The following is a 14,730-nucleotide window of genomic DNA, read 5'->3' as shown; positions in this document are numbered from 1 at the left end:
GCTCAGTCCTCCTGGTCGCTGCTGCTGTCGGCGACGTCCGTCGTGACCAGCGGCGGATAGCGGTGGCTCAAATTGCCCGACCGCCGCCGGTAGTCCAGGACGAGATCCAGCAGGTCCTGGCCTCTCGGCCGACGGCCGGGGCGTACGTCGCACGTACCGACCTTGCTCTCCTGGATGAGGACGTTCGGGTCGAGGGTGATGCCGAACAGGTCGTTGGCCGAGTCGCCGGTCACCAGACCTTCGAACCCGAAGTGGTACGGCAGCCACACCTGGTGCAGGATCCGACCGTCCACCCGCAGGGGCGTCACGCGGTCGGTCACCAGGACCCGTGCCTCGATGGCCGCGCGGGTGGTGACCAGGTGCGCCCAACCCAGGTGGATCAGTCCCCGGTGCACGGCCAACTCGGGCGACACCTCGACGAACATCTCCGGTTGCAGCTCGGCGAGGTGCGGCACGGTCCGGCTCATCCCACCGGCCGTGTGATGCTCGGTGAGCCGGCTGACCGTGAAGACGTACGGGAAGACGTCGCTGTGCTGCTCCGGCGGGCTCGGGTTGAGGTTGTTGATCGGATGGATGTAGACCTTGCGGGTCGGGTTGGCCTGCTGGCGGTAGAGCGGGTTGCGCACCGGCGACTCGACCGGCTCGTAGTGGGTGGGCATCGGCCCGTCCAGGACGCCGCTGGGCGCGTACAGCCAACCCTTGCCGTCGCCCTGGAGGATGAACGGGTCGTCGCCCGCGATGCCCGCGACGCCCGGGGTGTTCGGCGGGGGCCGGTACGAGGGCGCCTTGGTCTTCTCGAAGTCCGGCACGTCGTAGCCGGTCCACTCGGATTTCTCCGCGTCCCACCAGACGTACTTCTTGCGTTCGCTCCACGGACGGCCGTCCGGGTCGGCGGAGGCACGGTTGTAGAGGATGCGCCGGTTGGACGGCCAGGCCCAACCCCATTCGGGGGCCACCAGGGACTGTTCCGCGCCGGGCTTGCGGCGGGCGGCCTGGTTGACGCCGTCGGCGTACACGCCCGTGTAGATCCAGCAGCCACCCGCCGTGGAGCCGTCGTCCTTCATCTCCGTGTAGCTCGCCAAGGGTCGGCCGGTCGTCACGTCGTACCCGTTGATCTCGCGCAGCACCGACTCGGCGCTGGGCTCCGCGTGCGGACCGTGCGTGGGGTAGTCCCAGGTGAGGTCGAGCAGCGCCCGGTCGCGGGGTCGGGTCGAGCGCGCGAGGCGTTCCCGGATGATGCGACCGAGGTGGTAGAAGAACCACAGCTCGGAGCGGGCGTCGCCCGGCGGCTCGACGGCCTTCTCCCGCCACTGCAACAGCCGCTGGGTCTGCGTGAAGGTGCCCTCCTTCTCCACGTGCGACGCGGCCGGCAGGAAGAAGACCTCGGTCCGGCACTCCCGCGGCAGGATCTCGCCCGTCTCGATCTCCGGACCGTTCTTCCAGAACGTCGCGCTCTCGATCATGAACAGGTCCCGCACGACCAGCCAGTCGAGGTTCGCCATGCCGAGCCGCTGCGCCCGACCGTGCGCCGAACCGACGGCCGGGTTCTGCCCGAGCAGGAAGTACCCCTTGATCTTCCCGTCGATCATGTCCAACACCTGCTGGTACGTGCCATGGTCGCCGGTCATCCGGGGCAGGTGGCCGTAGCAGTAGTCGTTGTCGGCGGTGGCCGCGTCACCCCAGTACGCCTTGAGCAGGTTCACCCCGTAGGCGCGCGCGTTGCCCCAGAAACCCTTCTGCTCCGGATGGGCGATGCTGCCGATCCACTCGTCGAGGGTCGGGTGGTCGGCGTGGTGGGGCATGGGCAGGTAGCCGGGCAGCAAATTGAACAGGGTCGGGATGTCGGTCGAGCCCTGGATGCTGGCGTGCCCGCGCAACGCCATGACCCCGCCACCCGGACGGCCCACGTTGCCCAGCAGGAGCTGGATGATCGCCCCGGCGCGGATGTACTGCACACCCACGCTGTGCTGCGTCCACCCCACCGAGTAGACCAGCATTCCGGTCCGCTCCCGGCCCGAGTCCTCCGTCCACGCCCGCGCCAGCTCCAGGAACTTCTCCTGCGGGATACCGCAGACCCGCTCCACCATCTCCGGGGTGTAGCGGGCGTAGTGCCGCTTGAGGATCTGGTAGACGCAGCGGGGGTGCTGCAACGTCTCGTCCCGCTGGGTCTGCCCACCCACCGGCGCACCGTGCGACTCGTGCTCCAGCCCGGCCGCCGTCTCCCGCTGCGTCTCGGTGTCCCGGGTGGAGATGTTCTCCGGGGCGCCCTCGTACTGCCAACTGCTCTGGTCGTAGCTGGCGTTCGCCTCGACGAAGCCGGAGAAGAGCCCGTGCAGGTCCTCGGTGTCCTGGAAGTCGTCGGTCACGATGGTGGCGGCGTTGGTGTAGGCGAGGACGTACTCGCGGAAGTCCAGCTCGTTGTCGAGGATGTAGCGGATCACCCCACCCAGCAGCGCGATGTCCGTGCCCGCCCGAATCGGCAGGTACGCGTCCGCCAGCGCGCTCGTGCGGGTGAATCGCGGGTCGACGTGGAACACCTTCGCGCCGCGACGCTTGGCCTCCATCACCCACTGGAACCCGACCGGATGCGCTTCGGCCATGTTCGAGCCCTGGATGACGATCACGTCGGAGTTCGACAGGTCCTGCTGGTACTGGGTGGCGCCGCCGCGACCGAAGCTGGTCCCCAGACCGGGGACGGTGGCGGAGTGTCAAATGCGCGCCTGGTTCTCGATCTGCAACGCCCCCATCGCGGTGAACAACTTCTTGATGAGGTAGTTCTCCTCGTTGTCCAGCGTCGCCCCACCCAGACTGGAGATGCCCAGCGTCCGGTGCAACGGCCGGCCCTGCTCGTCCACGTCCTCCCAGGTCTCGTCCCGGGCGGCCAGGAGCCGGTCCGCGATCATGTTGAGCGCTGTGTCGAGGTCCAGGTCCTCCCACTCGGTGCCGTACGGCCGGCGGTAACGGACCGTGGTCTGGCGCAGCGGACTGGTGACCAGGCTCTTGCTCGCCGCACCCTTGGGACACAACCGGCCCCGCGAGATCGGACTGTCCGGATCACCCTCGATCTGCGTGACCTGCCCGTTGGCGACGAACACCCGCTGACCGCACCCCACCGCGCAGTACGGACACACCGACCGCGCCACACTCTCAGCGGTCTCGGTGCGGGCGGTCAGCGACAGGGATCGGGCCGACTTGGCGGCGGCGCCGCGACCGAGCGGGTCGGTGCCGCTGAGCTGGCGATAGAGCGGCCAGCTCTCGATCCAGCGGCGCACCCCCATCGCTGCACCTTCCCGACGAAAGACCCAAAATATGAATACTCCGACAGTAGATGAGCGGACGGGCCCGCCGCAGCGGGATCAACAGAGCAATGCCTCCCCCGGCCGGGTCGCGGCGGCCGAGGGAGGCATGGTGAACGGGGACGTCGGCTACGAATGCCCGACACCCAGATGGTCGCCGAAGGTCCGGTAGCGGCGCAGCTCCCAGAGCAGCCAGCCGATGCTGACGATCGCCACGGCGACGAAGACGAACGAGCCGGTGAAGGTGTCCCAGAGCGTGTGCAGGACGACGACGCCCACGAAGGTGCCCAGGAAGCCGAACAGGCGGCGGACGCTCGGGGTGGCCAGCAGCGCCCACAGCGCGCCGGCGGTCAACCCGGTCCAGGCGGTGTGCCCGGCGGGCGCGGTCAGCCCCCGGATGAACAGGGTCTGCTCCACCGCGCCGATGTTGCCCTTCGAGCTGAGCAGGGCGGTGAAGGCGTACCCCATCGTCTCCAGCGCGGCGAAGCCCATACCGGCCGCCACGCCGATGACCAGGCCGTCGGACGGCACCCGGCGGCGGTGCTGGGCCAGGGCCGTGAACAACAGCACCACGGGGACGATCAGCTTGGCCGACTCCTCGATCAACGCCACGAACAGCATGGGCAGCGCGCCGAGGCCGCGCAGGGTGTCGTACTCCAGGGTGCCGGCCACCACCGTGCCGATCACCCCACCGAAGAACGCCGACGTCACCAGCACCGACGCCGGCACCTGCCACCGCCCGGTACGGGCCTGGGCGAACGTCAGGAACGTCAGGGGCGCCAGGGTCGCGCCGAGCAGGATCAGCGCCGGCACGAAATTCGGATTCTGGGTGCTGACCAGGGTCCGCAGCACCGCTATGTAGAGGATCAGCCCGACAAGGAGCACACCGACCCAGGCCCACCGGCGAGAACGATCACGCATACCGGGGAGTCTGGCGGATCCAGGTTACGAAGACCAGCCAGGGTGCTGAGATAACTGCGATGACTCGCCACGCACCGCAGCGGCCACTGCTGCGCGACCGGAAGGCTCCGAAGCAGCCGGCGTTCTCACCTGCTGGTCAACGACCTCACCCTGGAGGGTGGGTTCGAGGCGCTCGTGCTGCTGCTGGCGCTGTGGTGGGTCTGGATCCTGACGGCGTGGATGACCGACCAGTTCGATCCGCAGCACGCCCCGGTCCAGTGGTACGTCGTGCTGGTCATGTTCGGCGTCTTCCTGAGGAGCCAGCTCGGGCCGGCCATCAACACCGCCCGCGACCCCCACCGGCTCAGCCAGTGGTCGGCGTACGCCCACATGACCATGGTCGCCGGGACTCTCCTCGCGGCGGTCGGCTTCACGCTGGCCATGGACCGTCCCACCGCGCACACGCCAGCGCCCTGGATCGCCGGCATCATCGGCGGTCCCGCTCTGTTCCTGCTGGGCCGTGTCGGCTTCGAATACGTGATCTTCGGCTCAGTACGGACGGATGCGGTGGTGAGCGGTATGCCTCAGAGTCATATTCATACCTCTGAGGCATACCGCTCAACGGCACATCGCCACGTCGAGCCGCGAAGCGAATGACCAGCGTGACAGGAGCCGGTCAGGGTGGAATGGTCTCGTGGTGGCCACCTACGACGTCGCCCTCGTGTTGCTCGTCGATCCGTCCGGGGCCGTGCTCATGCAGCATCGTGACGAGCACGCGCCCGTCTCGCCGAACCAGTGGAGCCTTCCCGGCGGCCACCTTGAGCCCGGCGAGTCGCCCGAGCAGGCAGCTCGCCGCGAGCTGCTGGAGGAGACCGGCCTGACAGCCGGCGAGCTGCACCTGCTGTGGAGCGGCCCACGTCCGTACGAGGCCGGCTTCCCGCACACGGTGACGGTGCACGTGTTCCGTGGCGCCACCACCGCGCGGCAGGAGGACGTGTTGCTCGGCGAGGGGCAGGCCATGGTCTTCGTCCCACGCGACGAAGTGTTCGATCGTGAGCTGGCGGTCTCGACCGTGGCGGTGCTGTCGATGCACCTCGGGGACGCCTGATCCAGGGTTCGGCCAAGCATCCCCGAGGCTCTGCAACGGTGCTCAGCGGTCGCGGCGCAGCACGGTGAACGCGCCCGCCTCGACGGGTTCCACCGCGCCGAAGCGGAAGTCGGCCCGTGCCCCCGGCGCGAACAGTCGCTCGCCCGTCCCGTACGGCAGGGGCATCGGCCGACAATGGACAGCGGCGCCCGCGAATGATCGTTACGATCTCCGCCCATGCGTCGCCTCGCCCCACCCCTGGCACTGGTCCTCCTACTCGGCGTGTCCGCCTGCACCTCGAAGCCACCGAAGCCCGCGGAGTTCACCAAGGTCGCCCTGACCGTCTTTGTGGAACAGGACATCACGGCGGACCGGAAGACCGCCGTGGAACAGCGGCTGAGGTCGATGCCCAGCGTCGAACAGGTGACGTTCGAGAACCGCGAGCAGGCGTACGCGCGCGAGAAGGAGGCGCTGAAGGACAGCCCCGAGCTGTTGGCGGAGATCAAACCGGAGTACGTGCCGGAGCTGTTCCACGCCACGCTCACCGACGCGCCGATCGCCGAGGCGGTCGAGCTGGTGATGGCCGACGTCGCGGGCGTCACGGATGTCGTCCTCAAGGTCGCGGACGTCGATCCCCTGCCCTCGCGGATCGGGATCGTCGTTCGGCTGAAGCCGTCCGCTACCGGCGAGCAGCGGACGGCCGTGGAGCAGGCGGTACGGGCGCTGCCGACCGCCCGGTCGGTCCACTTCGAGGACCGGGCCGCCGCGTACGAACGTCTGCGTGAGCGCTGCCAGGGCAAGGGCGACCTGCCCACGCAGCTCGATCCGCAGATGGGACACGAGTCCTGGCGGTTCGAGATGCCCCTGGACAAGAAGGGCGCGGGAGTGTCCGAGCTGAGGAAACTCGACGGCGTCGACACCGTGCAGCTCGTCCCACTGGCGATACTGTAGCCACGGGCCCCCTCGACGTGGCTGCGAAACGGGGTTGTCGGCGTGTCGACGCGGGCCTACCGTCGTGGGGCACTTCCCGGTGCGCAGGCAACGGCTACTTCCGCTTCAAACGGGGAGACGTAGGTTCAAATCCTACCGCCACTTCGGGTGGCGTCGACCAGCGGCCGAGGTCACCTTGGCCCGCAAGGGCCGGTCGCCGTCGCCGCTTCGATCTCGGGAGGTGCGCTCGCCGCACGCCGGTGCGACGGATACGGCTACTTCTGGTAACGGCCCTGCAAGGGCCTGCGGTTCGAACCCGCTAACGCCGTGTCCACTTGAGATCTCGGGCGTGCGGCGCGTACGCCGGGCGCTCGTAACGTGATCACAAACTCCGTTGCCCGCCCGGCGCCGCCGCCGCTACGGTCGTGACCGCACTTCCCGGTGCGCAGGCGACGGTTACATCTGGAGGGGTTCCGGCCCCGGCGAAGGACCTCCGTCGCCGACCTCGATCTCGGGAAGCGCGACCACATGGGGGACGTCATGGCCAAGTTCAACCTCAAGCCGCGCACGAGCAAGCAGCGGCCGGTGACCGCCGAGGGCGCGCCCGGTTTCGTCCGTGAGCCGCGCCTCGAACTGTTCCTTCTCGGTGTCTCGAACATGGTTGGCGAGGCCGCCTTCTACGAGGGCTCCACCGATCGGGACGCCCGTTTCCGGGACCTGATCGCCACGGTCGCCGTCGCTGACCCCGACTGGTTCGGCCGGTTCGTGTCGTGGCTCCGGACCGGCGCGATGATGCGCTCCGCGTCCGTGGTGGCGGCCCTCGAGGGTGCCCGTGCCCAGGTGGCGGTCGGCATACCGGGTTCGCGCGGGGTCGTCGACGCGGCGTTGCAGCGTGCCGACGAGCCGGGCGAGGCGCTCGCGTACTGGCTGGCTCGTCACGGCCGGGCACTGCCCAAGCCGGTGAAGCGGGGCATCGCCGACGCGGCGGTCCGGCTCTACACCGAGCGGAGCCTGCTCAAGTACGACTCCGTCGGCCGTCAGGTGCGCTTCGGTGACGTCCTCGACCTGACCCACCCCACCGCCAGGGACGAGCGACAGGGTGACCTGTTCCGGCACGCGCTGGATCGGCGGCACCACCGGGACAACCCGGTCCCGGAGTCCCTGCGGATGCTGAGGGCGCGGGACGCGCTCATGGCGATGCCGGTCGAGCAGCGCGGGGAGGTCTCCGACCAGGCCTTGTTGGACGAGGCGGGTATGACGTGGGAGGCCCTGGCCGGCTGGCGACAGAGGGCGATGGACGCGGCCGCGTGGGAGTCCGTCATCCCGACGATGGGCTACCTGGCGCTGCTGCGTAACCTGCGCAACTTCGACCGGGCCGGAGTCGGCGACGCCGTCGCGGAGACGGTGGCGGCCAAGCTCTCCGACCCGGCGCAGGTGGCGACGTCGCGGGTACTGCCGATGCGCTTCCTGTCGGCGTACAACGCGGCACCGAGCCTGCGCTGGGCGTACCACCTGGAGAAGGCCTTGCAGCACACCCTCGCGAACGTTCCCACGCTGGACGAACGGACGCTGATCCTCATCGACACGTCCGGCTCGATGCAGAGCGCGTTCAGCAAGGACGGCACGCTGCGCTGCTGGGACGCCGCCACGGTGTTCGGCCTCGCGCTGGCCGCCCGCGCGCAGGCGGCCACCGTGGTGTCGTTCTCCGATCACGGCCGGGTGTTCCCCTCGGTGGCGGGCGAGTCGGTCCTCGCGGCGGTGCGGCGGTTCAAGGACGGCGGCTACTTCATCGGCCGGGGAACCGACACCGAGAAGGCGGTCCGGGAGCACTTCGGCGCACACGACCGGCTGATCATCCTCACCGACGAGCAGGCGCACTGGCACGGGTCGGCGGATGTGGCCGCGTCGGTGCCGGCGGAGGTGCCCGTGTACACCTGGAACCTGGCCGGATACCGGGTCGGGCACACCTCGACGGCGACCAGGCGACACACCTTCGGCGGGCTGTCCGACGCCGCGTTCGCGATGATCCCGCTGATCGAGGCCGGGTCCGACGAGCAGTGGCCCTTCTGATTCGCGCTGCGGGGCCCGCCTGCCCCGCGGCGCGAGTCAGGGCAGGAACTCGCCGGTCAGGGCGATGAGGGCGCGGGCGGCGGCGCCGAGCGGGCGGTCCACGGGCGTGGCCAGCGACGCGGTCCAGTCCAGGTCGGCGTCGGTGACGGTCAGGGTGCGTACTCCGGGAGCGTCGGCGACGACGAAGCGGGGCAGCAGGGCGATACCGAGACCGTGCCGGACGTGGTCGGCGCCGGTGGCGATGTCGGGGATCTCGATGGTGACGCGCCGGGCCAGGCCGGCGGTGGCGAACGCCCGGTCGGTGACGGCGCGGTTGCCGTAGCCGATCGGGGAGTCGATGAAGTCGAGACCGGCGAGGTCGCGCAGCGACACCGCCTCGCTGGGGGCGAGCGGGTGACCGTCCGGCACCACGAGGTCGATCACCGACCGGGCCAACTCGGTGAGGTGGATCTCCGCCGGTGGCGTGCCGGGAAGCGAGACGAACGCGAGGTCGAGCCGGCGCTCGGTGAGCGCGTCGATGAGCCCCTGGGAGCCGGACGGCGCGACGCTGGTGTGCAGCAGCACCCCGGGGTGCCGGCGGTGGAACTCGCCGAGCAGGGCCGGCAGGTGCAGGAGCCTGGTCGAGGTCATGGTGCCGATGCGCAGGGTGCCCCGGAGGCCGCCGTGCACCTCGGCGACCGCGTCGCGGGCGTCGCGGGCCGCGTCGAGGGCGATGCGGGCGCGCGGTAGCAGTGCGACGCCGGCGTCGGTCAGGAGTACGCGTTTGGAGTTGCGGTCCAGCAACGGTGCGCCCAGTTCGCGTTCGAGCGTCTTCACGGCTGCCGATACGGCGGACTGGACGACGTGCAGGCGGGCGGCGGCGCGGGTGAAGTTCTGCTCCTCGGCCACCGCGACGAAGTACTCGAGCTGACGCAGTTCCACGCCCCCAAGTATCACTCGCAGCGATGGTGACTAGCGTCAACTTTCGTTGGACGTGATGATCGGCTCGGGTGACAGTGGGCTCATGTCGTCAACGACCCTGCCCTCCCGACAGCCCGTGGCCCCGGCTGGCCCCGGCGAAGGATCGTCCCGCCACGGCCGTGGCTTCTGGGCGATCGCCCTGGCGTTCCTCACCGCGATGGCGTTCTGCACCGTGCCGTCCCCGCTGTACCCGCTCTACATGGCGCGGGACGGCTTCTCCACGTTCACGGTCACGATCGTGTTCGCGGCGTACGCGGTGGGTGTGGTGATCAGCCTGCTGCTCGCGGGGCACGTGTCGGACTGGGTCGGCCGCAAGAAGATCCTCATCCCGGCGCTGGCCCTGGAACTGGTCGCCGCCGCGCTGTTCCTGGGCGACACGTCCCTGCCGGTGCTGCTGGTCGCCCGCCTGGTGAGCGGGCTGGGCATCGGCATGATCACCGCGACCGCCACCGCGTACCTCCAGGAGCTGCACGCGGCACACCGCCCCGACGCGTCCCGGCAGCGCTTCGAGGTGGTCTCCACCGCCGCGAACATCGGCGGCCTCGGCGTGGGCGCGCTGGTCGCGGGCGTCCTCGCCCAGTACGTCCACGCGCCGCTGCGCACCCCGTACCTGGTGTTCGCCGTGCTGCTGGCTGTCAGCCTCGTGGCGGTCGCGGCGACACCGGAGACCGTGTTGGAGCGGCCGGTCCGGCCCACCTACCGGCCGCAGCGGATCAGCACCGACCACGGCGACCCCGCCGGGTACGTGGCGGCGACCGCCGCCGGCTTCGCGTCGTTCGCCGTGTTCGGCCTGTTCACCTCCGTGGCACCGGGCTTCGTCGCCGGCGCCCTGCACCTGCCGTCGCGGGCGCTGGCCGGCACGGTCGTGTTCGCCGTGTTCGGCGGCGCGGCCGTGGCGCAGAGCCTCACCACCCGGCTGGCCGCCGCGGCGAAGGTACGGCTCGGGTTGCTGGCGCAGGCCGTCGGCGTGCCCGTCGTGCTGGTGGGGATGCACACCGCGAGCCTGACCGCGTTCCTGCTCGGTGGCGTGCTCGCCGGCGTCGGCGCGGGTGTGCTGTTCAAGGCCTCCGTCGGCACGGTCGCGGCGATGGCCGCCCCGGCCCGGCGCGGTGAGGCCCTGGCCGGGCTGTTCCTCATCGCCTACCTCGGGATGAGCCTGCCGGCCCTCGGCATCGGGATCGCCACCCGCACGGTCAGCACGATCACGGCCATGAACTGGTTCACCGGCCTGCTCCTCGTCCTGCTGGCCGGCGTGACGGCGCTGTTCCGCCGCAGCCGGGCCAACCGCTGAGCTGGCCGGGGGCCGTGCCCGGCCCCCGGCCACCAGGTCACTGTGGATCGGACCAGAAGGGTTCCAGCAGGTCCGGGTCCGCGACAAAAGCCGCCACCTGGGTACGCTCCGACTCCGTCAACGTCAGCGCGCGCAGCCGGGCCCCCCACTCGGGCACCCGGTCGGTCTTGCCCAGCGCCACCGACAACTCGACGAGCGCGGCCAGAGCCATCGCCTGCTCAACCACCGGGGCGTCCTCGGCCCGGCGGCGCATCCCCGAGTCGAGCGCCCGGTAGGCGGCCCGGTCGTCGGTCTTGAACTCGCGCAGAATCCGCGCGTTGTCCAGCACCCGGGCCAGGCCCTCAAGCTCGGACGACCCGCCGTACTCCACGTCCTTCGGCTCGTCGCGGCGGATGAAGACGATGGTGTTGCCCGACGGGTCGACGACGCTGAACCGCGACGCGCCCGCCCGGAAGCGGGTCATCCGGGGCAGGCCCTTGACGAGCACCTTGCCGTACGCGCGGCGCATCGCGTCGGCGAACGCCGCGTGGTACGGCGCGACCGCGTCGACCATGACCAGGGCGCCGCCGGACTGCTCCCGCTCCGGGTCGAGGTCCTTCGGCGCCGGGCCGTAGTGCAGGTCGAAGCCGCTCCACCGGAACGCCAGATAGACGTACGGTCGCAGTTGCTCGTAGGTCACCTCGAAGCCGAGGGCCCGCCAGAACGCCAGGGTCTCCTCGGGCGCCGGGCAGGGCAGCAGCGGCACGGTCGTCTCGTTCGGCTGGACGCGGTCCTCGCTGGTCGTCACGGCTCACTCCCCCGGTCGGCAGGCCGGCCATTGTGCCAGCATCGGCGGCGGATCGCGCCCGATCTCACCTCCTACCCAGGGAGGAGGCGAGCTCCGACCCGGGGCCGCGACCGGGGCCCGAGGTCGGACGCGTACGGGAGGGGCGGCCACGAATATCTACAGACATGACTACCGTTCTGCGTCGGGCGGCGCACTGGAACCGCCCGCTGACCCTCTTCGTGGCCGCGTCGGCGGTGCTCGCCGTCGTCACCGCCGTCGGCATCCTCGTCGACCCCCGCGTCCTCACCGGGGCGCCGATCTGGCTCAAGCCGTTCAAGTTCGCGGTCTCCTTCGTCGTCTACGGCGCGACGCTCGCGTGGATGCTGTCGCTGCTGCCGCGTCGCAGCCGGGCCGCGGAGTGGGCGGCGGCGAGCATCGTCGCGCTGGCGCTGGTGGAGATGGTGGTGATCGTCGCTCAGGTGATCCGGGGTACGACGAGCCACTTCAACGACACCACCCCGCTGAACGCGATCCTCTTCGCGGTGATGGGCGCCTCGATCATGGTGCTGTTCGTCGCGCACCTCGTCCTCGCGGTCGTCCTGCTGATCCGACGGATTCCCGACCGGGTCGCCGCGACCGCCGTCGGGTGGGGGCTCGGCCTGTCCCTGCTCGGTATGCTCGCGGCCGTGCCGATGGTGCTTCCGACGCAGGACCCGGGCATCGAGGGCGTCTCCGGGGCGCACAGTGTGGGCGTGGCCGACGGTGGGCCGGGGCTGCCCGTGGTCGGTTGGAGCACCACCGGCGGTGACCTGCGGATCGGGCACTTCGTGGGGCTGCACGCCCTGCAGGCCCTGCCGCTCCTGGGGATCCTGCTGACCCGGTACGCGTCCCGGCTCGACGCGCGGACCCGCATTCGGCTGCTGGTCGTCGCGGGCACGGCGTACGGCGTACTCACTCTGGTGTTGACCTGGCAGGCCCTGCGCGGGCAGCCGCTGCTGCGCCCGGACGCCCTCACCCTGGCCGTCGTCGCGGCGCTGATGGTCGCGACCGTGGCCGCCGCCGGCCTGGTGCTCGCGCGCCGCCGCCCGGAGCTGGTGCTCGCGGCATGACCGGGGCGCTGTTCTCGCTGACGTTCGCGCTGGCCGCGCCGTTCTGGGCACTGATGATCCTGCTGCCACGCTGGTCGTGGACGGCCCGGATCGTCGGCTCGCCGCTGATCGTGCTGCCGGTCGTGGTGATCTACGCGCTGCTGGTGGTGCCGGCGTTCGGCACGGTGCTGCCCGCCGTCGCGTCGCCGACCCTCGACGGGGTGCGGGAGCTGCTCGGCACACCCGACGGCGCGGCGGCCGGCTGGGCGCACATGATCGCGTTCGACCTGTTCGTGGGCCGCTGGGCGTGGTTGGACAGCCGGGAACGGGGGGTACCGGCGCTGGTCATGGCACCGGTGCTGCTGCTGACCATCCTGCTCGGGCCGCTCGGCCTAGCCGCCTACCTGGGCGTACGGGCCAGGTGGCCGCGACCGGCGGTCACGGCCGTCGACACCGAGCACCTAGGCTGACGATCGTGGGGCGGTGGGGGCGGCTGTTCGACGCGCGGGACGCGCGCGTGCGGATGGCGCTGCTCGACCTCAGCGGGTTGTGCTACCTGCTCTTCGTGCCCCACTCAGCGTCCGCGCCCTCGCCGACACAGTGGACCCTCGCGGTGGCCGCATTCGCCGTGGCGCTCGTGGCGTACCGCCGGCCGGTGGTCAACCTGGTGGCGCAGGCGGCGTTGCTGGCGGTCGCGATCTGCCTCGTCGACGACTTCACCATCAACCAGGTGGGCGCGAGTTGGGCTCTGCTCGAGGTCGCCATGCTCGCGGGTCGCGCCCGCACGATCTGGCTGGCGGCCGGGCTGCTGACCGTGGTCGACCTGACCGCCAGCATCGGCGACCCGCTGCGCCAGGTCGCCTCCGGTGTCGTCGGTCTGGGCCTGGAGGTCGGCGTCCCGGTGCTGCTCGGCCTGGTCATCCGAGCCAACCGGGAGGTGGGCCGGCAGGCGTTGGAGCGGGCGTTGGCCGAGCAGCGACGCCGCGAGTCGGAGGGCCGGGCCGCGCGCGCCGACGAGCGCGCGGCCATCGCCCGCGAGCTGCACGACGTCGTCGCCCACCACGTGGCGTCGATGGTGCTGCGGGTCGGCGTGGCCCGGCACGTCCTGACCGGCCTCGACCCACGGGTGGACGAGGTGTTCGACGACGTGCACGGCACGGGCACCGCGGCCCTGTCGGAGCTGCGCGGCCTGGTCGCGGTGCTGCGCGACCCCGACGGGGTACGCGGTGACGCCGCGCTGACCGCGATCGAGCCCGCGGCGCTCCCCTCGGCGCTCGGCGCCGCCGTCGACCGGGCCCGCCAGAGCGGCATCACCGTGGAGGCCGACGTCGACGCGGCGATCGGCTCACTCGACGCGGTACGGGGTCTGGCGGTGCTGCGGCTGACCCAGGAGGCGTTGACCAACGTGGCACGTCACGCGGGGACGTCCGCGCGGGCGCGCCTGATGGTGGCGGTCCGCGACGGGGCCGTGCACTGGGAGGTCACCGACGACGGGGGTGGTGTCGACGGCGACCGCCCGTCGACGACGGTGCCGGCCGGCGGTGGTCACGGCGTCACCGGGATGGCCGAACGCGTCGAGGTCCTCGGCGGCCGGCTGGAGGCGGGTCCGACCGGTACGGGCTGGCGGGTGCGTACCGTCCTGCCGAACACCCTGCCCACGCCGGCTCCCCGGGCCCGCACGGCCCCACCCGGAACACCCACCCGGAGGCCGGCGTGATCCGTGTCCTGCTCGTCGACGACCAGCACCTCATCCGGGCGGGCCTGCGCATGCTGTGCGACGCGCAGACCGACATCGAGGTCGTCGGCGAGGCCGACAACGGCCGCGAGGCGGTCACCCTCGCGGCGCGGCTCGTCCCCGACGTCGTCGTCATGGACCTGCGGATGCCCGGTGTCGACGGGATCACCGCGACCGGGCGCATCCTCGCCGAACGTCCCGCGACCCGGGTGCTGGTGCTGACCACGTTCGGCGACGACGACCACCTCTACCCCGCCCTGAGCGCCGGCGCGTGCGGTTTTTTGCTCAAGGACGCGCCGCCGGCCGAGTTGCTGGACGGCATCCGGCGGGCCGCCGCGGGCGACAGCCCGTTCAGCCCGGAGGTTCTGCACCGCCTCGTCCAGCGGGCGGTGCGGGCCCGCGTCACGCCGCCCCGCCAGCATGACGGACTGACCGCCCGCGAGCAGGACGTGCTGACCCTGGTCGCCGAGGGCCTGTCCAACACCGAGATCGCCGAGCGGCTCCACATCGGCGTGACCACCGTCAAGACCCACATCACGAGCCTCATGACCAAGACCGACAGCCCCAACCGGGTACGCCTCGCGCTGTTCGCGCGCGGCGCCTGAGA

Annotated in this window: 14 protein-coding genes; 9 read left to right on the top strand and 5 right to left on the bottom strand. The window is 71.1% G+C overall.

Annotated features, from left to right (window positions below):
• Positions 1-2: 2 nt before the first annotated feature.
• Together fdh and ACLQ25_RS08295 are read right to left on the bottom strand one after the other, a co-directional pair.
• On the bottom strand, positions 3-3,278 hold the full coding sequence (fdh, locus tag ACLQ25_RS08300) for a formate dehydrogenase (protein WP_425730306.1): 3,276 nt from the start codon (positions 3,276-3,278) through the stop codon (positions 3-5).
• Positions 3,279-3,425: 147 nt separating this feature from the next.
• A complete protein-coding gene (locus ACLQ25_RS08295; protein WP_425730305.1) occupies positions 3,426-4,217 on the bottom strand; it encodes a PrsW family intramembrane metalloprotease in 792 nt (263 codons plus the stop codon).
• A gap of 129 nt (positions 4,218-4,346) precedes the next feature.
• On the opposite strand from ACLQ25_RS08295, the gene ACLQ25_RS08290 reads away from it, so the two are divergent.
• Both ACLQ25_RS08290 and ACLQ25_RS08285 read left to right on the top strand, forming a co-directional pair.
• On the top strand, positions 4,347-4,853 hold the full coding sequence (locus ACLQ25_RS08290) for a low temperature requirement protein A (RefSeq protein WP_425730337.1): 507 nt from the start codon (positions 4,347-4,349) through the stop codon (positions 4,851-4,853).
• Positions 4,854-4,893: 40 nt separating this feature from the next.
• The gene (locus ACLQ25_RS08285) at positions 4,894-5,304 is read left to right on the top strand and encodes an NUDIX hydrolase (RefSeq protein WP_425730304.1); all 411 of its coding nucleotides are present in this window, start codon (positions 4,894-4,896) and stop codon (positions 5,302-5,304) included.
• A gap of 42 nt (positions 5,305-5,346) precedes the next feature.
• Here the strand turns inward: ACLQ25_RS08285 and ACLQ25_RS08280 are convergent, their stop codons facing one another.
• Positions 5,347-5,469: a hypothetical protein gene (locus ACLQ25_RS08280; RefSeq protein WP_425730303.1), complete on the bottom strand. Its 123-nt coding sequence runs from the start codon at positions 5,467-5,469 to the stop codon at positions 5,347-5,349.
• Positions 5,470-5,520: 51 nt separating this feature from the next.
• Here ACLQ25_RS08280 and ACLQ25_RS08275 point away from each other — a divergent pair, with 51 nt between their 5' ends.
• Positions 5,521-6,234, top strand: a complete 714-nt coding sequence (locus ACLQ25_RS08275; RefSeq protein WP_425730302.1) for a permease-like cell division protein FtsX — start codon at positions 5,521-5,523, stop codon at positions 6,232-6,234.
• Positions 6,235-6,753: 519 nt separating this feature from the next.
• The gene (locus ACLQ25_RS08270) at positions 6,754-8,283 is read left to right on the top strand and encodes a TROVE domain-containing protein (protein ID WP_425730301.1); all 1,530 of its coding nucleotides are present in this window, start codon (positions 6,754-6,756) and stop codon (positions 8,281-8,283) included.
• A 36-nt stretch (positions 8,284-8,319) separates the two neighbouring features.
• Here ACLQ25_RS08270 and ACLQ25_RS08265 read toward each other — a convergent pair whose 3' ends face one another.
• On the bottom strand, positions 8,320-9,204 hold the full coding sequence (locus tag ACLQ25_RS08265; RefSeq protein WP_425730300.1) for a LysR family transcriptional regulator: 885 nt from the start codon (positions 9,202-9,204) through the stop codon (positions 8,320-8,322).
• An 82-nt stretch (positions 9,205-9,286) separates the two neighbouring features.
• Between ACLQ25_RS08265 and ACLQ25_RS08260 the strand changes: the two genes are divergently transcribed.
• A complete protein-coding gene (locus ACLQ25_RS08260; protein WP_425730299.1) occupies positions 9,287-10,534 on the top strand; it encodes an MFS transporter in 1,248 nt (415 codons plus the stop codon).
• Positions 10,535-10,571: 37 nt separating this feature from the next.
• Here ACLQ25_RS08260 and ACLQ25_RS08255 read toward each other — a convergent pair whose 3' ends face one another.
• Entirely contained in the window at positions 10,572-11,321 is a 750-nt protein-coding gene (locus ACLQ25_RS08255; RefSeq protein ID WP_425730298.1) for a glyoxalase, read from the bottom strand.
• A gap of 164 nt (positions 11,322-11,485) precedes the next feature.
• Here ACLQ25_RS08255 and ACLQ25_RS08250 point away from each other — a divergent pair, with 164 nt between their 5' ends.
• Genes ACLQ25_RS08250 through ACLQ25_RS08235 form a run of 4 tightly spaced genes read left to right on the top strand, consistent with a single transcriptional unit; the run spans position 11,486 to position 14,728 of the window.
• The gene (locus tag ACLQ25_RS08250) at positions 11,486-12,409 is read left to right on the top strand and encodes a hypothetical protein (RefSeq protein ID WP_425730297.1); all 924 of its coding nucleotides are present in this window, start codon (positions 11,486-11,488) and stop codon (positions 12,407-12,409) included.
• A complete protein-coding gene (locus ACLQ25_RS08245) occupies positions 12,406-12,858 on the top strand; it encodes an ABA4-like family protein (RefSeq protein WP_425730296.1) in 453 nt (150 codons plus the stop codon). Before ACLQ25_RS08250 ends, ACLQ25_RS08245 begins: the two co-directional genes overlap by 4 nt.
• Before the next feature lie 53 nt (positions 12,859-12,911).
• Positions 12,912-14,105, top strand: coding sequence for a sensor histidine kinase (locus ACLQ25_RS08240; protein ID WP_425730336.1), 1,194 nt, complete (start codon positions 12,912-12,914; stop codon positions 14,103-14,105).
• Positions 14,102-14,728 carry a response regulator transcription factor gene (locus tag ACLQ25_RS08235; protein ID WP_357133162.1) on the top strand — a complete coding sequence of 209 codons (627 nt, stop codon included), beginning with the start codon at positions 14,102-14,104 and terminating at the stop codon, positions 14,726-14,728. The genes ACLQ25_RS08240 and ACLQ25_RS08235 overlap by 4 nt, the downstream gene beginning before the upstream one ends.
• Positions 14,729-14,730: the final 2 nt, after the last annotated feature.

Source organism: Micromonospora sp. DT44 (genome assembly GCF_049841635.1).
In the GTDB taxonomy this organism is placed as follows: Bacteria; Actinomycetota; Actinomycetes; order Mycobacteriales; family Micromonosporaceae; genus Micromonospora.
The sequence above is the reverse complement of the archived record's forward strand: the minus strand, read 5'-3'. Positions and strand labels throughout refer to the sequence as shown.